At 71.8% G+C, this 21310-nt stretch carries 19 protein-coding genes; 7 read left to right on the top strand and 12 right to left on the bottom strand.

Annotation, left to right across the window (positions count from 1 at the left end):
* Window positions 1–23: 23 nt before the first annotated feature.
* The 3 genes from KFLA_RS29505 (at window position 24) to KFLA_RS29495 (ending at window position 3845) form a co-directional block, all read left to right on the top strand.
* Window positions 24–1214: an MFS transporter gene (locus tag KFLA_RS29505; protein ID WP_012923502.1), complete on the top strand. Its 1191-nt coding sequence runs from the start codon at window positions 24–26 to the stop codon at window positions 1212–1214.
* Between the two features lie 73 nt (window positions 1215–1287).
* A complete protein-coding gene (locus KFLA_RS36035) occupies window positions 1288–2307 on the top strand; it encodes a hypothetical protein (RefSeq protein ID WP_012923501.1) in 1020 nt (339 codons plus the stop codon).
* On the top strand, window positions 2304–3845 hold the full coding sequence (locus KFLA_RS29495; protein ID WP_012923500.1) for a hypothetical protein: 1542 nt from the start codon (window positions 2304–2306) through the stop codon (window positions 3843–3845). Before KFLA_RS36035 ends, KFLA_RS29495 begins: the two co-directional genes overlap by 4 nt.
* A 15-nt stretch (window positions 3846–3860) precedes the next feature.
* On the opposite strand, the gene KFLA_RS29490 is transcribed toward KFLA_RS29495, so the two are convergent.
* Both KFLA_RS29490 and KFLA_RS29485 read right to left on the bottom strand, forming a co-directional pair.
* Window positions 3861–5876 carry a HelD family protein gene (locus KFLA_RS29490; protein WP_012923499.1) on the bottom strand — a complete coding sequence of 672 codons (2016 nt, stop codon included), beginning with the start codon at window positions 5874–5876 and terminating at the stop codon, window positions 3861–3863.
* Window positions 5877–5923: 47 nt separating this feature from the next.
* Window positions 5924–6730, bottom strand: coding sequence for a phosphatase PAP2 family protein (locus tag KFLA_RS29485; RefSeq protein WP_012923498.1), 807 nt, complete (start codon window positions 6728–6730; stop codon window positions 5924–5926).
* Between the two features lie 215 nt (window positions 6731–6945).
* On the opposite strand from KFLA_RS29485, the gene KFLA_RS29480 reads away from it, so the two are divergent.
* Window positions 6946–7521, top strand: coding sequence for a nucleotidyltransferase family protein (locus KFLA_RS29480; protein WP_012923497.1), 576 nt, complete (start codon window positions 6946–6948; stop codon window positions 7519–7521).
* A 43-nt stretch (window positions 7522–7564) separates the two neighbouring features.
* Here the strand turns inward: KFLA_RS29480 and KFLA_RS29475 are convergent, their stop codons facing one another.
* Entirely contained in the window at window positions 7565–9205 is a 1641-nt protein-coding gene (locus tag KFLA_RS29475) for a DNA repair helicase XPB (RefSeq protein WP_012923496.1), read from the bottom strand.
* Here KFLA_RS29475 and KFLA_RS29470 point away from each other — a divergent pair.
* Window positions 9146–9814: an NUDIX hydrolase gene (locus KFLA_RS29470; RefSeq protein ID WP_337466365.1), complete on the top strand. Its 669-nt coding sequence runs from the start codon at window positions 9146–9148 to the stop codon at window positions 9812–9814. The two genes, KFLA_RS29475 and KFLA_RS29470, sit on opposite strands and share 60 nt — an antisense overlap.
* Window positions 9815–9928: 114 nt before the next feature.
* The gene (locus tag KFLA_RS29465) at window positions 9929–10726 is read left to right on the top strand and encodes a DUF2797 domain-containing protein (RefSeq protein ID WP_237706628.1); all 798 of its coding nucleotides are present in this window, start codon (window positions 9929–9931) and stop codon (window positions 10724–10726) included.
* Between the two features lie 9 nt (window positions 10727–10735).
* On the opposite strand, the gene KFLA_RS29460 is transcribed toward KFLA_RS29465, so the two are convergent.
* From KFLA_RS29460 to KFLA_RS29450, 3 genes are all read right to left on the bottom strand, one after another.
* Window positions 10736–13018 (bottom strand): helicase-associated domain-containing protein, encoded by a 2283-nt coding sequence (locus KFLA_RS29460; RefSeq protein ID WP_012923493.1) that lies wholly within the window; start codon window positions 13016–13018, stop codon window positions 10736–10738.
* A gap of 69 nt (window positions 13019–13087) precedes the next feature.
* Window positions 13088–13699, bottom strand: a complete 612-nt coding sequence (locus tag KFLA_RS29455) for an AAA family ATPase (protein WP_012923492.1) — start codon at window positions 13697–13699, stop codon at window positions 13088–13090.
* The gene (locus KFLA_RS29450; protein WP_012923491.1) at window positions 13696–14484 is read right to left on the bottom strand and encodes a GNAT family N-acetyltransferase; all 789 of its coding nucleotides are present in this window, start codon (window positions 14482–14484) and stop codon (window positions 13696–13698) included. Before KFLA_RS29450 ends, KFLA_RS29455 begins: the two co-directional genes overlap by 4 nt.
* A gap of 127 nt (window positions 14485–14611) precedes the next feature.
* Between KFLA_RS29450 and KFLA_RS29445 the strand changes: the two genes are divergently transcribed.
* On the top strand, window positions 14612–15391 hold the full coding sequence (locus KFLA_RS29445; protein ID WP_012923490.1) for an alpha/beta fold hydrolase: 780 nt from the start codon (window positions 14612–14614) through the stop codon (window positions 15389–15391).
* A gap of 40 nt (window positions 15392–15431) precedes the next feature.
* On the opposite strand, the gene KFLA_RS29440 is transcribed toward KFLA_RS29445, so the two are convergent.
* The 6 genes from KFLA_RS29440 to KFLA_RS29415 all read right to left on the bottom strand — a co-directional run bounded on the left by KFLA_RS29440 (window position 15432) and on the right by KFLA_RS29415 (window position 21264).
* A complete protein-coding gene (locus KFLA_RS29440) occupies window positions 15432–15809 on the bottom strand; it encodes a DUF427 domain-containing protein (RefSeq protein WP_012923489.1) in 378 nt (125 codons plus the stop codon).
* A 70-nt stretch (window positions 15810–15879) separates the two neighbouring features.
* Entirely contained in the window at window positions 15880–16671 is a 792-nt protein-coding gene (locus KFLA_RS29435) for a metallophosphoesterase (protein ID WP_012923488.1), read from the bottom strand.
* 1 nt (window position 16672) lies between these two features.
* Window positions 16673–17908, bottom strand: coding sequence for an Nramp family divalent metal transporter (locus KFLA_RS29430; RefSeq protein ID WP_012923487.1), 1236 nt, complete (start codon window positions 17906–17908; stop codon window positions 16673–16675).
* Between the two features lie 90 nt (window positions 17909–17998).
* Window positions 17999–18616, bottom strand: coding sequence for an SIMPL domain-containing protein (locus KFLA_RS29425; RefSeq protein WP_148256769.1), 618 nt, complete (start codon window positions 18614–18616; stop codon window positions 17999–18001).
* A gap of 80 nt (window positions 18617–18696) precedes the next feature.
* On the bottom strand, window positions 18697–20160 hold the full coding sequence (locus tag KFLA_RS29420) for a restriction endonuclease (protein ID WP_012923485.1): 1464 nt from the start codon (window positions 20158–20160) through the stop codon (window positions 18697–18699).
* A gap of 189 nt (window positions 20161–20349) precedes the next feature.
* Window positions 20350–21264 (bottom strand): LysR family transcriptional regulator, encoded by a 915-nt coding sequence (locus KFLA_RS29415; protein ID WP_202797041.1) that lies wholly within the window; start codon window positions 21262–21264, stop codon window positions 20350–20352.
* Window positions 21265–21310 lie beyond the last annotated feature (46 nt).

Raw genomic sequence — 21310 nt, 5'->3', positions numbered from 1 at the left:
GCCCTGCCTTCTGGAGAGTCTTGATGTGCGCACGCATCTACCTGCTGGCCGGCGGCGCCTTCGCGGTCGGGACCAGCGCGTACGTGGTGTCCGGTGTGCTGCCCGCGGTCAGCTCCGAGCTGCACGTCTCGCTGACCGCCGCCGGGCAGCTCGCCACCGCCTTCGCCCTCTCGTACGCCGTGGGTGCGCCGCTGCTGTCGACGCTGACCGGCCGCTGGGAGCGCCGCACGCTGCTGATCGCGGCGCTGCTACTGGCTGCCGCCGGCAACCTGATCGCCGCGGTCGCGACGACCTACCCGCTGCTGATCGCGGGCCGGGTGGTGGCGGCGCTCGGCGCGGCGGCGTACACCCCGGCGGCGACGTTGTTCGCGACGGGCTTCCTGCCGCCGCACGAGCGCGGCCGAGCCGTCGCCGTGGTCTTCGGTGGCCTCACCTTCGCGCTGGTGCTCGGCGTACCGGCGGGCAGTCTGCTCGGCGGCAGCCTCGGGTACCGCGGTGTCTTCGCGCTGATCGCCGCGGTCGCCGTGGCCTTCGCCGTCGCCCTGCGGGCGGCGCTGCCGCGGGTGGACGCCCCGCCGGCGGTCAGTCTGCGGGAGCGCTTCGCCGGTGCGGCCGACCGCCGGGTCCAGACCGTCCTGCTGATGACTGTGCTGGGTGTGCTGGGCACGATGAGCGTCTACATCTACATCGTCCCGCTGCTGGACGAGACCGCCCACCTGACCGGCGGAGTGGTCGGCGTCCTGCTGCTGGTCTACGGCCTGGGTGCGGTGCTGGGCAACTGGCTGGGTGGCCGGGCGACGGACCGCTTCGGCAGCCTGCGGACGCTGACGGTGGCGATGGTGGGCTTCGCCGTGGTGGTCGGGACCCTCTCGCTGACCGCGGTGACGGTGGCCGGGGCGGCGATCGCGCTGTTCGTCTGGAGCCTGTTCACCTGGGCGTTCAACCCGCCGATTCAGAACCTCTTGCTGGAGCTGGGCTCCGGCGGCGGACTGCTGCTCGCACTGAACGCGTCGGCGATCTACCTCGGCGCCGGGCTGTCGGCCATCGTCGGAGGACTGGTCATCCAGCTGCTCGGCGTCCAGGTGCTGCCGCCGATCGCAGCGGTGCTCGGCCTGATCGTGCTGGGCCTGGTGCTCACACTGCGCCGCAATCCCGAGCTGCAGCTGGCAGAGCACCTGAAGCAGCCGGAGGCCGTAGCCGCCACCGCGGACTGATCCGTTGCCGCGGCCTTCTACCTCGAGCGGGTTGGCGACGGCCTGACACCGCTGATGCGGCAGGCTAGCGCGCATGCGTCTTCTGGCCGGGCTCCTGCTGCTCACGTCGTCTCTGACCGGGGCCGGCGATCCCAGTTCCGTCGTCCAGGGGTGGCAGAGCAGCCCGGTGTACGTCGACCCGTCGCAGCGCGCGCTGGTCCCGGACAGCGAGGCGCAGCGGCTTGCCGACCGGGTCGAGGGGCACGACCCGGCGATCCGGATCGCGGTGGTCCCGGCCGCCTCCCTGGCCAGCTCCGGCTCCCGCGAGCAGGCGGCCCGGGCCTACGTCGACAAGGTGGTGGACCTCCAGCGCGAGGACGGCATCTATCTGGTCGTGTTCGGCGGAGTGATCACCTGGGGCAGCGCTGTCGGCGTGGACACCCCGATCGCCCGGATCCTGACCGACGAGCTGGCCAAGCACAGCCGGTCCGACCCGGTGGGCGTGATGGACGGCGTACTGGACCAGCTCGACGTGCCGGGTTCGCCGGGCGGGGACTTCCCGACCTGGTTGCTGGTGCTGATCGTGCTGGTGGCGCTGGCCGCGCTCGGGCTGGGACTGCGGTACGGCCTGCGCTGGTGGAAGCGCCGGCCGGATGAGGACGAAGGCCCCGCGCTGTACCGCCCGTCGTACCAGGTGCTGCCGGACGAGGCGGACACGCTGGCCGAGCGGCAGGCTTTGGCCAGGGAGGACGTCACCCGGTTCGGCGAGGAACTGGATGCGGCCGACGTGCGTCTGGACGGCGTGGACACGGCAGCGGATGTACAGGCGGCGATGGACGCGTACGCCGATGCCGGCCGGGTGGTCGACGGCGAGCCCACTGACGAGCAGCTGCGCGAGGTCCGGTCCACCGTCGAGTACGGCCGCTGGCGGCTCGCCTGTGCCCAGGCGTTGGTCGCCGGTACGCCGAAGCCGGCCCGCCGCGCACTCTGCTTCTTCGACCCCGCCCACGGGACCTCCGTGACGGACTGGATGTTCACGCCCCCGGGTGGCAAGGCCCGCGAGATCCCGGTCTGCGCCGCCTGCCGAGCCCGCCTCTCGGGAGGAGCCCGATGACCCGCCCGATCCCGCACCTGCTCGCCGTACTTGTCCTGTCCGCGCTTCCGGTCTCGGTGGCGCAGGCTGCGACGCCGACACCGGCGCCGTCCGAGCCCAGCGTCACCCGGCCGACCCCGACGAAGCCCAGACCGACCTTCCGCTACACCCCGCCGGACTCCGAGGGCGACCGCAAGCGTGCAGCTGCCCGCGCCGGCGCGTACCTGGACACCGTGGCCGCGGGACTCGGCGAGCCCGGGGTCTGGATCGACCCGGCGGTGGACAGGCTGACCGCGTCCGACCGGGCCCGGCTCGACGCAGCGGCCAAGTCGGCGGCCGCGCCGCTGCGGATCGCGGTGATCCCGGCGTCGGCGATCAACACGGCGTCGGCGGTCAGCTCCCGCACCCGGCTGGCCTGGGAGGGCGAGGAGATCGCGGACCAGCTGTACGACCGGGTCGGGGTGGAGGGGGTGTACGCCGTGCTCGTCGACGCCAGGTCGGAGTCGGCCGGGCGAGGCTTCCACGCCGTGCAGCGCGCCGACAAGGGCCCGACCTACCACGTGGGGGACGCCGTCGACCAAGCGGTGGACTGCTGCGCGCCGAACTACACCAGGATGCTCACCAGGTTCATCGAGCGGGCCCAGGAGGTCGACAAACCGTTCCTGGTCGACGCCGCCCCGTACGCCGGAGGTGCGGCCGGGCTGGCGGGGCTGTGGTGGGGTGCCATCACGCTGAGCGCACGCCGAGCTCGCAGGGCCGAGGAGAAGCAGCACCTGGAGGTGTCGCGGCCGCTGCTGAACGAGGAGATCATCGCGCTCTCCCAGCAAATCTCGGCGTTGCCGACGACGTCCGACCCGCAGCAGGCGAAGCTGTCGAAGGACGTGCTCGACACCGTAGAGAAAGCGCGCCACCGGCTCGACAAGGCCGAGCGCGACGCCGACACCGAGGCCGTCGCGACCCTGCTCGGTTCGGCCCGCTACGGACTGCGCTGCCTGGACGCGCTCCGGGCGGGCAAGCCGATGCCGGAGCCGACCGCGCCGTGCTTCTTCGACCCGCGGCACGGACCGAGCACGGGCTCTGCCGCTTGGACACCCGAAGGTGGCCAGCAGCGGGCCGTCGACCTGTGTGACGCGTGTGCGGCGCGCCTGGCGGCCGACGAGCAGCCGGACATCCGGATGGTGACCGTGGGGGACCGGGCCAGGCCGTACTGGACGCTGGGGGAAGAGCTGGCCTCGTACATCGACGGCTACTGGTCCCGTGGCGACGGGCAGCGCTGGTGGTTCCCGGACGAGGACGCCCGCCGGGCCGGGGACGCGATGCGCGCTCGCTGGGCGTCGCGGCGGGCCGGTGCCCGGCTCAGCCGTGCCGCTGACAACCTGGGCACGTCGATGAACAACTGGTCCTCGTCGCACGAGTCGAACGGCTCTTCGGACGGCAGTGGCGGCTGGGGCTCCGGTTCGTCGGGCCGACGCCGTTCCTACTCCTCCCGGACCCGCTCCAGCGGCGGCGGCTCCAGCCGCAGGTCGTCGCGGCGTTCCGGCGGGTCCCGGGGCTTCTGACCGGCGCGGTCACCGTCAGTCGGTGAGCACCGCGGGCAGGTCCTCGCTGTGCAGCACGGCGAGGGAGGTGACCGCACGCGTCAGGCAGACGTAGAGCCGGCGCAGGCCGGTGCGTTCGTCCGCCTCGCCCGCGACGATGCCGGCCGGTTCGACCAGGACCACGTGGTCGAACTCCAGACCCTTCGCCAGCCCCGCCGGTACGACGTCCAGCTGGGTCTCCACGTCGTCCTCGTCGCCGAGCACGGCGAAGGGAATTGCCTTGTCCTGCAACGCTTTTCGGGTCGCGGGGACCAGAGCGTCCGGGACGATGAGCCCGATCGAGCCGGGGCGGGCGGACACCTGGCCTACCACGTCGACGGCGGCTGCCAGACTGTCCGGGACCCGGGTGATCGCCAGCTCACCGCGAGCGCGCCGGACCGCGGTCGGCGGGGTCAGGTGCGGTGCGATCAGCGGCAGCAGGCGGGCGGCGTACTCGATCACCTGGCCGGGCACGCGGAAGCCCGCGGTCAGCTCCTCGGTGTGCGCGCCGGACTTGCCCAGGTGGGTGAGCGCTTCCTCCCACGACGGGGTCGCCCACGGGGTGGTGCCCTGGGCGATGTCACCGAGCACCGTCATCGAGCCGGTCGAGCACCGCCGCCCGACGGCGCGCAGCTGCATCGCCGACAGGTCCTGCGCCTCGTCCAGCACGACGTGGCCGAGGCTCGGCGTTCGGTCCACCAGGTCGGCCACCTCGTCGATCAGGGTGGCATCGGCAACGGACCACTTCGCCGACCCGGCCGAGCGCGGGACCTTCCACCACACCAGCAGCCGCTGCTCCTCCTCGGTGAGGATCCCGTCCGCGTGCTCCGCGAGCAGGTCGGGGTCGGTGAACAGCCGGAACACCAGCTTCACCGGATCGACGGCCGGCCACAGCGATTCGGCGTACTGCTTGACGGGGCGGCTCCGGGCGACGGAGTCCTGGACCCGGTCGTCGGGGGAGTCACCGGCCGCCTCCATCCGCAGCAGTACGGCATGCGCGAGACGCTGCGGCAGCATGCTGCGCCCGGCGCCGTACCGGATGCCGCGGGTACGCAGCTCGTTGACCAGTTCCTCCGCCTCGTACGCCGGGACCCGCCAGCGGTGTGAGCCGCGCGGGACGACCAGCGCCTCCTTCGGCAGCTGCACCTGGGACCAGACCGCCCGGTGCAGCACCTGCGCCATCCGCGCGTCACCCTTGAGGACGTCGACCGCGGCCGGACCGGGGCCGGCGACCTTCACCCGGGCCACCAGCTCCTCGACGGTGGTCTGCTTCGCCTCGATCTCGCCCAGCGCCGGCAGCACGTCGCCGATGTAGCGCAGGAAGCTCGCGTTCGGCCCGACGACCAGGACACCGGCCCGGCTGAGCTGGTCGCGGTACGCGTACAGCAGGTACGCCGCGCGGTGCAGGCCGACCGCCGTCTTGCCGGTCCCCGGCGCACCCTGGACGCAGATGGTGTCCTCGACCCCGGCCCGGACGATGACGTCCTGCTCGGGCTGGATCGTCGCCACGATGTCGCGCATCGGGCCGGAACGCGGTCGCTCGATCTCGGCGTCCAGGATGTCGCTGTGCTCGTCGGCGGCCGGGGCCGCGGTCAGGTCCTCGTCCTCGAAGGCGGTCAGCTCGCCGTGGGTGAAACCGAACCGGCGGCGCACCCCGACGCCCATCGGCTCGGTCCGGCTGGCCCGGTAGAACGGCACCGAGATGTCGGCCCGCCAGTCCACCACCAGTGGTTCGCCGTGCTGGTCGTTCACGTGCCGGCGGCCGATGTGGAACGTCTCGGTGGTCGGCGTGCGGTAGTCCAGCCGGCCGAAGAATAGCGGGACCTCGGGGTCGTCCTCGAGCTCCTTCATCCGGCGCCAGATCGCCGCCTTGAGGAACTCGGCGTTCACCCGGTCGGCACTGTGGATCTCGAGCGCGCCGGTCTTGTCCCGCATCACCGCCAGCGCGGCCCGGGAGGTGCGCAGGTACTCCTGCTCGCGGTGCAGGGTGTCGTCGGGAACGTCCGAGGGCATGACGGGACCTCCGCTGAGCGGTCGATGGCCGGGGAAGCCCCGTCACGTTACTTGAGCACGGGCTCCGGCGAAACCGAATTAGCCCGGGCCGGCCGGTCCGAGCGCAGCCCGGGCCGGAGCAGCAGCGGCAGGCTGGCCGCCAGCAGGACCAGGACGACGATGCCGTCCAGCCAGTAGTGGTTCGCTGTCACGACCACCACCGCGATGGTGGCGATCGGGTGCAGCAGCCACAGCCAGCGCCACCTCGTCCGGGCGATCAGGATCATCGCCAGCGCGATCAGCGCCGCCCAGCCGACGTGCAGGCTCGGCATCGCGGCGAACTGGTTCGCCACGCCGTCGGAGTGGTCCGGTCCGTAGACCGACTGGCCGAAACGCAGCCCGGTGTCGACGAAGCCCGGCATCATCCGCGGCGGAGCCAACGGGTAGACGATGTGGCCGATCAGGGCGAGCCCGGTCAGCGAGACCATCGTCCAGCGCACCTTCGGGTAGGCCTTCGGGCGCCAGATGCTGAGCCAGAGCAGCACGGCGATGGTGAGCGGCGCGTGCACGGATGCGTAGTACAGGTTGGCGCCCTCGACCAGGTGCGGGAGCTGGAGAGCCTGCTGCTGGAGCGCGGCCTCGTCCGGCAGGCGCAACCAGCGCTGCCACGACAGCACCTCGTCGGCATGGTCGAAGGCCGAGCCGGTGTGCTTCGCGGCGATCTGACGGCCCGCGCTGTAGACAAGAAAGAGGGTGGCCAGGAGGACTGCTTCCCGGACCACCCGCCAGATCACCGGTGCCGCCGCCGCGCGGCCACCGTCGAGCTGTCCGTCCCCCCGGCTCAGCTCCGCCGGCTCCAGTGCCTGTGTCCCCATACCGTTCGACGGTACCGGTCGACGCCTCCGGTTTGCCCCAGGCGGAACCCTGATGTTGCCCCGGGCAACCCCCGAGCCACGGTGCGCTACCGGTCCGTCACCCCTCCCTCTTTCTGCTCTGAACGGTGCAACCGCCGGGGCCGGGCCGGGAATTCCGGAGTGACTCGCAGATCACATCCGGCACCGATCGCTGGTGCGGGGCCACACTGAGGTGCATGGGACCACTCGTAGGTGTACTGCTCGCCGCCGGCGCGGGGACCCGGCTCGGGAAGCCAGGTGGTCTGGTGCGCGCCGCCGACGGCACACCCTGGGTGGTCAGCGCGGTCGGCGTACTGCGTGCCGCCGGCTGCGGCCCGATCGGCGTCGTCGTCGGCGCTGCCGCACCCGAGGTGGTCGCCTTGCTCGCGGACGAGGACGTGACGATCGTGCCGTCCCCGTCGTGGTCGGACGGGCTGTCCCACTCGGTCCGAGCCGCCTTCGCGTGGGCCGAGGAAACGAACGCCCCTGCAGCCGTCTTCCACCTGGTCGACCACCCGGAAGTCGGCATCGCCGTACTCCAGCGAGTGATCGCCACCGCCTACCAGAACGGCTTTCCCGACGACCCGGCGTCACTGCTCGCCCGCGCCGGCTTCGACGGCCGTCCCGGCTACCCGGTCCTGATCGGCCGCCGCCACTGGACCCCCGCCGCAGCCGCCACCACCGGCGACCGCTCGATGGGCCCGTACCTCAAACGCGTCCCCTGCCCGATCATCCCCTGCGACGACCTGCTCGATCAGCCGTCACGCCGCTGACCAGCAGCTGCTCGACCCGACCTGCCACCTTCGGCCGGCGGGATCAGGCGAAGAGGTTTTCGGCGTCGACGATGGTGTAGGCGTAGCCCTGTTCGGCGAGGAAGCGCTGGCGGTGGGCGGCGAACTCGGCGTCGACGGTGTCGCGGGCAACGATCGAGTAGAAGCGGGCCGTGCGGCCGTCGTTCTTCGGGCGCAGCACGCGGCCGAGGCGCTGGGCCTCTTCCTGGCGGGAGCCGAAGGTGCCGGAGACCTGCACCGCGACCGACGCCTCGGGCAGGTCGATGCTGAAGTTCGCCACCTTGCTGACCACCAGCCGGTCGATCTCCCCGGTCCGGAACGCGTTGAACAGCCGCTGCCGCTCCTTCACCGTGGTCTCGCCCTTGATCACCGGGCACTCCAGCCGCTCGCCGAGCTCGTCCAGCTGGTCGATGTACTGGCCGATCACCAGCATCGGCTCACCCTTGTGGTGCTCGGCGATCCGGCGCACCAGCCGGGACTTGGCCGGCGTCGAGGCGGCCAGCCGGTACCGGTCCTCAGGCTCGGCGGTCGCGTAGACGAACCGCTCGGTCTGCTCCAGGTCGACCCGGACCTCGACGCAGTCGGCCGGCGCGATCCAGCCCTGCGCCTCGATGTCCTTCCACGGCGCGTCGTACCGCTTCGGGCCGATCAGCGAGAACACATCGCCCTCCCGGCCGTCCTCGCGGACCAGCGTCGCGGTCAGGCCGATCCGCCGCCGGGTCTGCAGGTCCGCGGTCATCCGGAAGATCGGCGCCGGCAGCAGGTGCACCTCGTCGTACACGATCAGGCCCCAGTCGCGGGCGTCGAACAGCTCCAGGTGCGCGTAGACACCCTTCCGCCGGGTCGTCATCACCTGGTACGTCGCGATGGTGACCGGGCGGATCTCCTTGCGCGCACCGGAGTACTCGCCGATCTCGTCCTCGGTCAGTGTGGTCCGCTTGAGCAGCTCGTCCTTCCACTGCCGGGCCGAGACGGTGTTGGTGACCAGGATCAGCGTCGTCGCCGAGGCCTGCGCCATCGCGGCCGCGCCGACGATCGTCTTGCCCGCGCCGCACGGCAGGACGACAACGCCCGAGCCGCCGTGCCAGAACGAGTCCGCCGCCTGCTGCTGGTACGGCCGCAGATCCCAACCGTCCCTGACCAGCTCGATCTTGTGCGCCTCGCCGTCGACGTACCCGGCGAGGTCCTCGGCGGGCCAGCCCAGCTTCAGCAGGGTCTGCTTGAGGTGGCCGCGCTCCGACGGGTGCACCAGCACGGTGTCGTCGTCGATCCGGTCACCCAGCATCGGCTTCACCTTCGCCGAGCGCAGCACCTCCTCCAGCACCGGCCGGTCGGTGGTGACCAGGACCAGTCCGTGCTGCGGGTGCTTCTCCAGCCGCAGCCGCCCGTACCGGTCCAGCGTCTCGGCGATGTCGACCAGCAGTGAGTGCGGGACGGGGTAGCGGCTGTAGCGGAGCAGTACGTCGATCACCTGCTCGGCGTCGTGCCCGGCGGCCCGCGCGTTCCACAGGCCGAGCGGGGTCAGCCGGTAGGTGTGCACGTGCTCCGGCGCCCGCTCCAGCTCGGAGAACGGAGCAATCGCCTTGCGGCAGTCGTTCGAGTCCGGGTGTGCCGTTTCCAGCAGCAGGGTCTTGTCGGACTGGACGATCAACGGCCCGTCGGTCACGCTGTGTCTCCCCGGATCTCGTCGAAGCAGGATCGGGCAGGACACCCCACCCGACCCTCCATTGTGCCTCGCCCGGCAAATCACCGGCCCGGACTGGCACCATGGACCGCTCCGGCGGGACGGGCGGAGGGGGTGGCGGTGACGGCAGCGGGTCAGAGCGCGCGGCCTCCGGTCGTACGGAAGGCAGCGGCGTTCGTGACGCGGGGCGATCAGTTGCTGGTGTTCCGCAAGCCGTTCCACCCCGGCACCGGCACTCAGGTCCCCGCCGGCTCGGTGGAACCGGGCGAGGATCCCGCGGCGGCCGCTGTGCGGGAAGCCGAGGAGGAAACGGGGCAGACCGGCTTCACCCTGCTGGCGCTGCTCGACCACCGTTTGAACGACATGCGCCGCTACCACCGCCACGAACTCCACGACCGCTGGTGCTATCACCTGACCGCTCCCGACCTCCCGGACACCTGGCGCCACGGCGAATCCGACCCGTCGTCCGGCCCGCCCCGCTTCATCCCGTACGACTTCTTCTGGCTCCCCTTGACCGAGGCCACCAACCACCTCCGCGCCGAGGACCACCCACCCATCACCACCCTCCGCCAGCACCTCGGCCTGTTGTAGCTTCCCGGCATGAGCGACGCGACGGCTGTCTGGCGGCCTACTGGGGTTGGGTGGAGCCAGGGGGTAACGCGGTTGGAGTGGTTGGGGCCGGGGGAGGTGGTTCGGTCGAGCTCGTTGGAGTTGGGGGGTGAGTTGGCGTTCGTGTTCGGCGCGGATCGGCGGTGTGTCGGGTTCTGGCGGTCGGGGCGGCGGTTGCGCTGCTCGACGGCTACTGTGCTCGCGGCGACCGGCCGGAGCCCGCAGTGCCCGGACTGCCAGGGGCTGGAACGCTCGAACTCCATCGCCGCCGACACCAGGCTGGACGATCCGCGGTCGTTCTCGGTCTACCTGGCGCACCACGGCAGCGTCGTCAAAGTCGGCATCACGGCGACGGAGCGCGGGGACGCCCGTCTGCTGGAGCAAGGGGCGCTTGCCTCCACGATCATCTCCACCGGCAGCCTGCTCGGCGCCCGCCGCATCGAGAACCTGCTGATGACCGCGCTGTCGCTGCCCGACCGCGTCGGCACCACCCGCAAGCGAGCCGCCCGAACCCGCCCCGGCACGATCGCCGACCGGGCCGCCACCCTCCGGGCCGTCGCGGACGACGCCGCCCAACTCCCTTGGCCGGAAGGCCAGAACCGCTGCGAGACCGAAGTTCAGGACCACACCGCGACGTACGGCCTGCCGGCCCAGGGAGTGCAGCCCGACGCCGCCGTCCGGGCTCCCGTGCCCGGCGGCGTGCTGGTCGGCCGCATCGCCTGCACGATCGGCACCGACGTCTACCTGCAAACCGCCGCCGGCCTCGTACTCCTGGACACCCGTCTCCTGGCCGGCTGGGCCCTCGACCGCGCACCGCAGGACGCGACGTTCAGCGTCCCGCTGGAGAGGATCGACCCCGAGCCGCATCAAGAGGAACAGGACGCCCTGTTCTGAGCCGCCGCCCTACTGCACGGGCCGGGCAGTCGCGATCCGGTGCAGCGCGTACGTCCGAGGCTGGTCGGCGCCGTCGTCGTACGCCGTGAGCCAGCCGTCGGCGACCCGGACGGGCTCGACGACGCGTTCGGAGGCGACGCCGTTGTGGTCGACGTACGAGATCCAGGTGCGGGTGTTCGTTTCGGCCGCCTCGGTGAGCACGCTGATGGTCTCGGCGGGCGCGGCCGGCTCGTGGCCGGCGTCGGCGGGGCGTTCGGCGGCCAGGCGGTCGCCCGTGCGGACCTTCTCGATGACCGACTTGACCTGGTCCTCGGTGAGCTCGATCGCGGTGTCGACGAAGTCGCGGCTGGTCCGCCGGCGGGGCGGGTCGCCACGGCGGGCGGTGGCGGTGCTGAGCTGGACGACGCCGTCGAACGTCTCGGCCAGCGGGGCGAGGCCGGCGTCGCGCAGCCGGGCGAGCACCATGTCGGGCGGCGACGGTGAGACGACCACCGTCGGGGCCAGGCGGCGGAAGCGGATGCCGGGCAGGTTCGAGCTGAGCAGGTGGGTGAGCACGTCCTCGTCGTCGCACCGCAGGTACGTCGACGCGGTACCGATCCGCAGTACGCCGTGCCGCCGCGCGACGTCGTCGATCAAGTAGGTGAGCGGCTGCGGCACCGGGGTGCGGGAGTGCTCGGCCAGCCACTTGTGCAGCTGGTCCTTGGTCCGCCCGAGGTCGAAGGCCCGGCGTACGGAGCTCTCGCTGAAGCGGTAGACCCCACCGCCACCGTGCGACTCCACGTCGGCCATCGCAGCCAGGTCGTCCTGCACCGAACGGACCAGCTGCCCGGGCGCGACCGCGGTCAGGTCGGCCTGCAGCAGGAACTCGGTGACCGGCTGCGGCACCAGCGGCTCGATGGCCGCGGCCAGGTCGTCCGAGTTCGGCTCCTCGGCCAGCAGCGGGCGAGCGTGCGTCGCGAGCGAGCCGAGGCCGGTCAAGCCGAGCAGAGCGGCTTCGGTGATCGTCCACTCGACCAGGTCGTCCCGGAACTGCCCACCGCGTCGGGGCCGGTGCCAGGCCACCCAGGTCACGACAGACTCGGTGGCAGGCGCTGAGCCCGGCCCAGCTTCGGCCAGCGCTTCCAGCGTGAGCTGACGGACCTCCGGGGCCAGCAGACGTTCCAGGTCGGGCGCCAGCGCGTTCACCAGCCGGTCCCGGGCAGCAGCGGTCGCGCCGCCACTGTCACGCCGGCCGATCAGTCCGATCGCCCGAAGCCCTGTGTACCAAGCGATGACCAGCTGGGCCCACCGGTGCGCGGTGTCCAGCTCCAGCCAGTCGTCGTACGCACCGGTCGGCAGCCAGAGCTCACTCGTGCCTACCTCGACGGCGGCGACCAGCCCGGCGGCGTACGCGAACTCCACCACGGCACCGGCCGTCGGCTCGTCCACACCGATGCGCCCGGCGAGGGCACGCAGCTCACGGACTCCGATGCCGCCAGTACGCAGTACGGTCGGCGGCTCTGTGCCCAGCTGCTCCAGAGCACGGTCGACCAGGCGCACGAGATCCAGCGCGGCGCCGGCAGCGGCACGGTCGGCGATGGACGCCGAGACCTCCTTGCCGTCCAGCGGAGGCGGCGTCGGCCGGGTGGACGCCAGCACCCGCCCACCGCGCAGGTGCAGACCGATCTGACGCGGCAGCACAACGGTCGTCGGGTCCTTCGGTACGACGAGCCCGCGGGCGAGCAGGCGTTCCACCGGGGTCTTGGCGGACGCGATCGTCACCGGACGCTCGGCCTTCTCCACCGTGCCGGTCGGGGGACCCCAGGTCAGCTTGGCGAGCACCTCGCGCGCCTCCGGGCCGGCCTCCTCGATCAGCCTGTCCAGGTCGCCGAAGTGCCGGGTGGTCACCGGACCCAGCCCCGCCGGAGTGGGACCGAGCAACTCGTGCACGGCCCGGATCGGGCGCAGGTCGTCCTCGGTGCCCCAGACCAGCGCCAGGGCCAGCAGCTCGGTCACCCGGGGCTGGACGACGTCGACCGGCTGACCGACGCCTGCCGCCAGTGCGGCGAGGTCCACCGGCTCGGGCAGCGCGGACAGCGCCTCCAGCAGGTCGACGCCGAACTCGTCCAGCCGGTTGATCGCGCGGGCCGCGGAGGCGTTGGTGGTCGCCCGCGCCGCCAGCTGGCCGGTGTCGGCCGGAATCGGCGTCGCCAGGTCGGGCCGGTGCCGCAGCAGATGCCCGAGAGCAGCGTCGTCCCAGCTCCTCAGTGCCTCGGCGAGGGTACGTGGGCGGGTCCGCTCGGAATTGCTCATCCCTCCAACGGTACGGCCCGCAGTCCAGTCCGGACGACTCGCAGGCGCAATCTTGACGCAGGCCGCGCGCTACCGGCCGTGCGACAACCCGTCGGGATCGGGCGCCAGGTCCGCCGGCAGCCCCAGATCGGTGAGGATTCGGGCGAGTACGTGGGGGAGGTCGTCGTGCTCGTCGAAGACGTGCTGGTCGACGCCGTCCAGCAGGTCGCGCGGCTCGTACCACTCGCGCAGCGACTCGATCGGCACGTTGGCCGCCCACGACCGGTTCGCGTGCCGCACGACCGTGTGCTCGAACGGGATGTCGTAGTAGTAGTGCCGGGTCGCGCCCCGGTGGTCGGCGGTGAGGGCACGCAGCATGTCGCCGTACCGGTCGGCGGAGAAGATGCCTTCGAGCACCACGTCGTACCCGTGCTCCAGGCAGTACCGCGCAGTGGTGTCGATCAGGCCGATGTTGACGGCGCCGGGGTGGTCCTTCTCCCAGAGCAGGACGCGGCGGATCGGGTCCTGGCCGATCAAGGCCGTGCCCTGGCCGAGCCGGGCGCGCAGCTCGCGGGCGGTTGTCGACTTGCCGGAGCCGGAGTTGCCGCGCAGTACGACCAGGTTCGAGTCAGGTCGGCCGACCTTCGCACCGGGACCGTCGGCCTCTGGGGCGCGACTGCCTGTCGGAGAGCGCGACGTCACTCGGCTGCGCCGGCGTGGCCGATGCGGTGGAAGCCGACTCGTTCGTAGACGGCGGCGACCGCGTCGTTCTGGGCGGACAGCAGGATCAGCTCGACGCCGTTCGCCAGGGCGTGCTCGACCAGGCAGCTGGTGACGGCCGCCCCGAGGCCCTGCCGGCGGGCCGACGGGAGCGTGGCGACGCCGACGACCTCGGTCACCGAGCCGACCGGCTGGTGCACCCCGGAGGCGAGCATGCCGTCGTCGCCGAAGGCCGCTGCGGTGACGGAGACGCCAGCGTTGGCCCGGTCAAGCAGGGCCTGCGCCATCTCCGCCGACACGTCCCCGAGCTGGGCGTCCCGCTCCGCGGGTCCGCCGGACCCGATCTCGGTCCCCGGGTCGCCGAAGCCGACGGCGGCCACCGCCCGGGCCTGCCGCAGCAGGTCTTCGTCCGCCGGCAGGATCTCGCAGCGGGCGGCGGTGATCACCCGCTTGAAGTCTTCGCGCTCCAGCACCAGCAGCGGGTACTCCGTGACCTGCAGACCCGCGGCCGCCGCAGCCGGGCCAAGCGACGGACAGGTCTCGACGACCCATTCGAAGTTCAGCGGGAGATCCAGCTCCTGGCAGCGCTCGCGAACGCGCTCCACGTCGGCCGGCTCGATCGTGGCACCCGAACCAGGCACCGGCCGGGCGTAGTACGGCCAGACCGTGGTGGACCGGAACAGGGTGAACGGCCCGATCTGCTGCCCGGTGGCGCCGGAGAGTGGAACGGTGTGCAGGTACTCGTCGACGCGCGTGAGCTGAGACATCGACGGCAGTGAACCAGTCCGCTCGGTACGCCCACAACCCAATAGGTCGCCAGTGTCGAGTCCCGTCCGGCGGCTCCGACGTCCCCTCCGATGCCCCCGTCCGAGGGGCCGGCAAGGGAGGACGACGATGGACAAGGTCAGGTCGGCCGACGGCACGCAGATCGCCTACGAACAGTCCGGCAGTGGGCAGCCGCTGATCCTGATCGGCGGGGCCCTCTGCGACCGCGGTGCCACCCGTCCGCTCGCGACGGCGCTGGAAGCCGACTTCACGGTCGTCTCGTACGACCGGCGCGGCCGCGGCGACAGCGGCGACACCAGCCCGTACGCCGTCGCCCGCGAGGTCGAGGACCTCGGCGCGCTGATCACGGCCCTCGGCGGGACGGCAGCGGCGTACGGGCACTCGTCCGGCGCAGCGCTGCTGGTGGAGGCGGCCGCGACGGGCCTGCCGTTCACGAAGGTGGTGCTGCACGAGCCGCCGTACGGGCCGGACGATCCGGCGGCGCAGAAGGAGTCGGACGCCGGTGCCGAGGTCGTCCTGCGGCACCTCGCCGACGGCCGTTTGGTGGACGCCGTCGCCACGTTCCTGCAGCTGGCGGGCATGCCCGACGACGCGGCGCGGCAGTGGGCGGCCGAGCCGGGTGTCGCCGAGCTGGCGCCGACGCTGCGCTACGACTTCGCCGTGATGGACAGCGCGCCGGGCGGCACCGTCCCGTTCGGCACGCTCGGCAAGGTGACGCAACCCGCGCTGGCGGTCTGCGGCTCGGCGAGCCCGGCCTTCATGGTCGACGCGGCCCGCCTGGTCGCGAAGGCGCTGCCGGCCGGCCAGTACGTCGAGCTCGACGGCCAGGACCACGTCGTACCGCCGGAGGTGCTCGCGCCCGTGCTGCGCGACTTCCTCCGGTCCTGACCGCCTCGGGCGGCGCACCGGGGTGCGCCGCCCGGCGAGGTCAGTCGGCGATGATCTCCAGCTCGACCCGGTCCGGGTAGAACGCCACGTGGTCCTTGATGTCCGCGACCGAGTCGTACGGCGCCTCGTAGGTCCAGACCGCGTTCACGCCCGCCTCACCGGCCGGCCGGAGGCTGAAGTACGACGCGTCGCCCTTGTACGGGCAGTACGTCGTGTGGTCGGTGCGCTCCAGCAGCGACAGGTCGACGTCCTTGCGCGGGACGTACTGCGCCGCCGGGTAGTTCGCCTCCTGCAGCGACAGCGCGTCGCGGGTGTCGGCGACCACCTGGCCACCGACCTTCACCACCACCCGGTCGGGGTTCTTCCGCACCGAGATCGGGTGGTCGGGACCGGGGATCTTGACCGGCTTGTCTGGCATGTTCAGTCTCCACTCCGCAGACGATCGTCCTTCAACGCCCAACCGCGCGGAGGGTCCGTTTCATTCCCCGTCAGCGGGGTTCGAGCTCGACCAGCAGCGACGGGCCGCCGTCGAAGGTGCCGGCGTCGATGCCGAGCACCAGGTCGTCGCAGTACAGCAGTGGGCCGGTCACCCAGGCCGGGTCGATGCCGAGCTGGTCGGCGACGATGCTGTGGCCGTGCACGATGCGGCGGCCGCCGAGGTGCTCGAGCAGGGCGTTCGCGATGGCCGGGCCGTCCGGGCCGCGGAAGGCGTAGCGCGACGTCATCCGGCGCCAGATCTCCCACCAGACGGTGATGTCGTCGCTGTGCAGGTCGGCGCGGGCGGCCGCGTTGATCTCGTCGATCGTGCTGCCCCACTCGGCGTACTCGGCGGTGTCGGAGTGCATCAGCAGGTGGCCGGCGTCCAGGCCGAGCATCGGCTGGTCGATCAACCAGGCGATGTCGTCGTCGGTGAGCAGCTCCTGGTCGCGCTCGATGCCGCCGTTCAGCGCCCAGCTGCGCTCGAAGCTGCGCAGGGTGACGCCGTCGTGCGGGACCGGGGTGTCGCCGAACTTGCGCATGCCGAGCGCGAGGATCTCGTGGTTGCCGAGCAGGGTCCTGACCTCACCGGTGCCCTCCGCCGCCTGCTCGGTCAACCGCCGGACCAGCCGCAGCGCGCCGATGCCGTCCGGTCCGCGGTCGAAGAAGTCGCCGAGCACCCAGAGCCGGGCGTCCCGCCCGGACCAGTTGCCCTCGGCGTCGATCAGGCCGGCCTGCTGCAGCGACGCGGTCAGCTTCTCCGGGTGGCCGTGCACGTCACTGACCACGAACGACGCGGTCATGTCATCCTCGCAGCGTCAGCACGATGAGCACGACGTTGAGGACCGAGACGGCGGTGGCTACCAGGCATGCGGCGAGAGTAGTCGGCAACCGGTTGACAAGGCTGCCCATGATGCGCCGTGTTGCGGTCAACTTGACCAGCGGCCACAACGCGCACGGGATGCCGAAGCTGAGCACCACCTGCGACACCACCAGCGCGCGGCTCGGGTCGATGCCGATGGCCAGGATCAGCAGGGCCGGCAGCAGCGTGATCAGCCGCCGGACGGCGAGCGGCACGTGCCGCTGCCAGAACCCCTCCAGGATGACCGAGCCCGCGTAGGTCCCGACCGACGACGAGGCGAAGCCGCTGGCCAGCAGCGCCAGGGCGAACAGCAGCGCAGGCAGCTGCCCGAGCCGGTCACCGATCGCCGCGTGCGCCGAGTCCAGCGACTCCGCCCCGGCGCCGGTCAGCGCGGCCGCGGCCACGACCACCATGGCCAGGTTCACCGCGCCGGCCAGGGCCATGGCCACCGCGACATCGATCCGGGTGGCCCGCAGTACGCGCTGCTTGCCGGCGGTCGAGCGGATGGTTTTCCAGTGCCGGTCGGTGACCAGGGCGCCGTGCAGCCAGATCGCGTGCGGCATCACCGTCGCCCCCAGCATGCCGGCGGCCAGCACCAGCGAGTCCGTCCCGTCCAGCCGCGGCACCAGCCCGCCGACGACGCCGGACGCCGACGGCTGCGCCTGGATCGTCGACACCACGAACCCGACCAGGACGACGGCCAGCAGCCCGATGATCGCCGCCTCGAACGGTCGCTGCCCGCGCTTGGACTGGTAGATCAGCAGCGCGAACGACACGGCGCCGGTGATCACGCCACCGAGCAGCAGCGGGATCCCGAACAGCAGGTTCAGCGCGATCGCCCCACCGACCACCTCGGCCAGGTCGGTCGCGATCGCGACCAGCTCCGCCTGCGCCCACAGCCCGCGGGAGGTGTTCTTGCGGAAGTGGTCCCGGCACAGCTGCGGCAGCGTCCGGCCGGTCGCGATGCTCGCCTTGGCGGCCAGGTACTGCACCAGCACGGCCATCAGGTTGGCGCCGACGACGACCCAGCACAGCAGGTACCCGTACGTCGCGCCGGCCGCGATGTTGGTCGCGAAGTTGCCCGGATCGACGTACGCCACCGCCGCCACGAAGGCAGGACCGAGCAGCAGCAAGCCCGAACGGTTCAGCTGACGACGAAGCGGCGCCGGTGCGTACATGGCAGCAGTCTGGCCGACGCGGGCGACAAATGCCTCGCCGGAGTGTTGCCGAAGCTGGTCGGGTCAGGGCGTGTCTCCCCCTGGTGCCGGTCAGGACCAGTTCCAGCGGACCTCGACCGACACGTCGACGGTCTGCTCGCCCGGCGTGACCGCCAGATCGGCCGCGAAACCGCCGCGCGCGCTCTCCGCCTTCATCGCCCGCAGCGGCACGGCGCCCTGCGTCTCGGCGACCGCCGCGATCGAGCCGATCGACTGGCCGGTCAGCGCGGCCAGCTGGTCGGCCTTCTGCCGCGCCTGCTGGAACGCCAGCTCGCGGGCCTGGTCCACCAGTACCGCCTTGTCCGACACGTCGAACTGCAGGAAGTCCAGCCCGAGGCTGTTGCCGGCCGCGGCCACGGCGGCGTTCAGCAGCCGCCCGAAGCCGGTCAGGTCCCGGGTGGTCACCGTCATCGAGTGCGACGCGCGATAGCCCGCCACCGCCATCGAGTCGCCGTACTGCGGGTGCACGGACACCGCGCTGGTGTAGATGTCCGCCGCGGCGACCCCCTCACCGTGCAGCGCCGCGGTGACCGCCTCAGTGCGCTCAGCGACCTGCGCGACCGCGATGGCGACGTCGGACGCGTCCTGCCCGACACTCAGCGTCAGACGCAGCAGATCGGCCGGCGCGGTGGCCTGCCCGGTCCCGGTAACGGTGATCCCAGATTCCATGACGGCCAGTCTGACACTCCACCGGGCGCACATCAGGTCGCCAGAGTGTTCGAGACACCTTTCGCACCGGCAGCTGCCGGTCAGCCGGCGCGGGGGACGATGCGGGCCGGGATGTCGTGCTGATGGCACAGCGCGAGCAGGCCGGTGCCATCGATCAGTTGCAGCGGCTTGCCGTTCGCGAACTGGTAGCTGGACGGGCCGAAGCCGCTCGTGGTGATCAGGATGCCCTTCGTGGCCCCGGCGTCGACCACCGTGCCGAACAGGTCCCGTACGGCGCTCGGCGGCACGGTGCGGGTGTACAGCTTGGCCTGGACGACGAACTTGCCGCCGGTGATCGGTCGCCGGTCGTACGCCACACAGTCGATGCCGCCGTCGTTCCCGCTGCGGAACAGCCGAGTCTCCAGGCCCATCCGGGTGAGCAGGTTGTGCACGAGCTGCTCGAACTCGTCCGGGGTCAGCTCCAGCAGGTTCGGCCGGGTGTCGAGCTCGCTGACGACGTCGACCGGCTCGATGGTGCGCGGATCGGCCAGGTCGAACTCCAGCACGGGCTCGACCGGCTGCAGCTCCTCCGGGTGGCGGGACACCTCCGCTCCGAAGTAGTGCCGCACGCAGGCGACCGGGTCGAGCTGATCCAGCACCAGCGCGGTGAACTGCTCCCGCGTCGCACGCAGCGTGATGAGGCACGGCCGGACCGTCCGCCCGGTGGCCAGATCGACGGACTCGACCATCCCGTTGAAGACGACGGTGTCGACCACGCCGTACCGGTCGTTGCCGAAGACCAGGTGCAACGCGCGCAGGGCGCACTGCGCGACCAGTTGCTGGTAGAGCAGCCGGATCTCCTTCTCCGGCCGCGGTACGCCGACCACCAGGTCTCGCTGCTCGTACCGGTACGACGACTCGGCGGGCACCACCGTGACGTCCGGAAGGTCCCACTCCACCGCCAGCAGCGTCGACTCGGGCACGTACCCGACTCTGCGGCGGCGGGGGAAGTCGGCCGGCTCCGAGACGCGGTCCAGCGCCTTCTGGAAGTACCGGCTCACCGCGCGCCGGTCCCCGGACCGCACGCTCCGCTCGTAGTCGTCGATCCGGGCGTGCAGCTCCGCCGTGGCCTCGTCGAGCCGGCGCTGCTGGTCCGCCTGCTCCTTGGCCGCCCGGGCGACCCGGAGCTGCCGGGCCTCCTCGGCCAGCCGGTGCCGCTCGATCGCCTCGGCGAACCTGTCCTCGGCGTCGCGCAACCGCCGGGCGTACCGCCGATGCCCACCGACCCAGGTCGCGAACGGCCCTGGCGGAGCAGGCCGGAACGCCGCCCACAGCGGCCCTGGATGTGGCCGCAGGTCGGTCTCCGCCATGAGCGGCGGTGCTCGGCGGGGCGCCCGCTTCAACGACTGCAGGTCCGTTCCGCCCACGTCGGCGGCCAGTGTCTCGGCCAGCACGCCCTGCAGTTCCCGGACACGCTCGCGCACCGCAGCGGTCCGCTGTGCCGCCTCGGCCGTACGCCCGGGCGGACGCTCGCTGCGGGCATGCCGTTCGACGGACCAGCCCATGGCCTCACACCTCTCGGTCCAAGCCTAGGTGTCTCACCACGCTGCGCGACGGCCGATGACGCAGAGTTAGTCATGACCTTGCTTGCCGTCCACATCCCGTTTCCCGGCATCCGAACAACCGTTCGCATTCGGTGTGGCGTGGTCGCTGAAGGTTGTGAGAGGCAAGCGATATGTCGACAAAGCGAACGGTCAGCTGATCAAGGCGGCGGCGAAGGCCTTCAGCCACGGGGTGTGCTCGCCGCGGCGCCAGACCAGGCCGAGCGCGGAGTCGGGCAGTCCGGTGACCGGGACGTGCACGATGTCGGCGCGCTGGTTCAGCTCGGCGGTCGGCCGGCACAGCAGCATGCCGCCGCGGCCGGCTGCGATCAACGAGAGACCTTCCTGCAGCGTGCGGACCTCCGGCCCTCGGTGGATGAGCGCGCCGGACGGCGTCTGGGTGGGTGCTTGCGCCTGCCGCCAGTAGCCGGGCGCGGGTGGCGCGACCGAGATCAGCACGGTGCCGGCGAGATCCTCGGCGTCCAGCACAGTGCGCTGAGCGAGCGGATGCTTGGTGGAGACGGTCAGCGCCGGCGGCTGCACGGAGAACGTCGGCCCGAGCAGGAGATCGTGCTCGGCCACCGGCAGCAGCACGACGGCCGCGTCCACCTCCCCGCGCCGCAACGCCCCGAACGGATCGTTCAGCGGCAGCTCGGTCACCTCGATCAGACACTCCGGGTGCTGCCCCTGGAACACCGCCACCGCCGCCAGGATGTAGTCGTTCGCCGTTCCCTGGAAGCCGATCCGCAACGTTCCGCCGATGCCGAGGGCCACTTGCCGGGTGTGCGCGACCACCCGCTCCAGCGCGGCGTACGCCGGGCGCAGTGAGTCCAGGAACTCCTTGCCCAGCGGGGTCAGCGCGACGCGGCGACTCGTCCGCTCGACCAGTCGCCCGCCGATCCGGTGCTCCAGCGAACGCAGCAGCTGGCTCACCCTGCTCTGCGACAGGTAGAGCCGTTCCGCGGTGCGCCCGAAGTGCAGTTCCTCGGCGAGGACCAGGAAGCACTCCAGCTCCCGGATCTCCAGACTGATGGTGACCTCCCCGATCGATGAGCTCAGCTCATCCAAGGATGAGCACATCGTCGTTGTTCGCGTCGAGCGGGTCCCGTTGGCT

The sequence above is a fragment of the Kribbella flavida DSM 17836 genome (genome assembly GCF_000024345.1).
Taxonomy (GTDB): Bacteria; Actinomycetota; Actinomycetes; order Propionibacteriales; family Kribbellaceae; genus Kribbella; species Kribbella flavida.
This window is presented reverse-complemented; position numbering and strand designations above follow the sequence as displayed.

Bases quoted from the DNA above. Each gene is read 5' to 3' on its own strand.
- KFLA_RS36035 (WP_012923501.1), top strand. From the start codon at position 1,288: ATGCGTCTTCTGGCCGGGCTCCTGCTGCTCACGTCGTCTCTGACCGGG.
- KFLA_RS29480 (WP_012923497.1), top strand. From the start codon at position 6,946: ATGGGACCACTCGTAGGTGTACTGCTCGCCGCCGGCGCGGGGACCCGG.
- KFLA_RS29450 (WP_012923491.1), bottom strand. From the start codon at position 14,484: ATGTCTCAGCTCACGCGCGTCGACGAGTACCTGCACACCGTTCCACTC.
- KFLA_RS29420 (WP_012923485.1), bottom strand. From the start codon at position 20,160: ATGGGCTGGTCCGTCGAACGGCATGCCCGCAGCGAGCGTCCGCCCGGG.
- KFLA_RS29425 (WP_148256769.1), bottom strand. From the start codon at position 18,616: ATGGAATCTGGGATCACCGTTACCGGGACCGGGCAGGCCACCGCGCCG.
- KFLA_RS29505 (WP_012923502.1), top strand. From the start codon at position 24: ATGTGCGCACGCATCTACCTGCTGGCCGGCGGCGCCTTCGCGGTCGGG.
- KFLA_RS29435 (WP_012923488.1), bottom strand. From the start codon at position 16,671: ATGACCGCGTCGTTCGTGGTCAGTGACGTGCACGGCCACCCGGAGAAG.
- KFLA_RS29445 (WP_012923490.1), top strand. From the start codon at position 14,612: ATGGACAAGGTCAGGTCGGCCGACGGCACGCAGATCGCCTACGAACAG.
- KFLA_RS29485 (WP_012923498.1), bottom strand. From the start codon at position 6,730: ATGGGGACACAGGCACTGGAGCCGGCGGAGCTGAGCCGGGGGGACGGA.
- KFLA_RS29490 (WP_012923499.1), bottom strand. From the start codon at position 5,876: ATGCCCTCGGACGTTCCCGACGACACCCTGCACCGCGAGCAGGAGTAC.
- KFLA_RS29440 (WP_012923489.1), bottom strand. From the start codon at position 15,809: ATGCCAGACAAGCCGGTCAAGATCCCCGGTCCCGACCACCCGATCTCG.
- KFLA_RS29460 (WP_012923493.1), bottom strand. From the start codon at position 13,018: ATGAGCAATTCCGAGCGGACCCGCCCACGTACCCTCGCCGAGGCACTG.
- KFLA_RS29495 (WP_012923500.1), top strand. From the start codon at position 2,304: ATGACCCGCCCGATCCCGCACCTGCTCGCCGTACTTGTCCTGTCCGCG.
- KFLA_RS29430 (WP_012923487.1), bottom strand. From the start codon at position 17,908: ATGTACGCACCGGCGCCGCTTCGTCGTCAGCTGAACCGTTCGGGCTTG.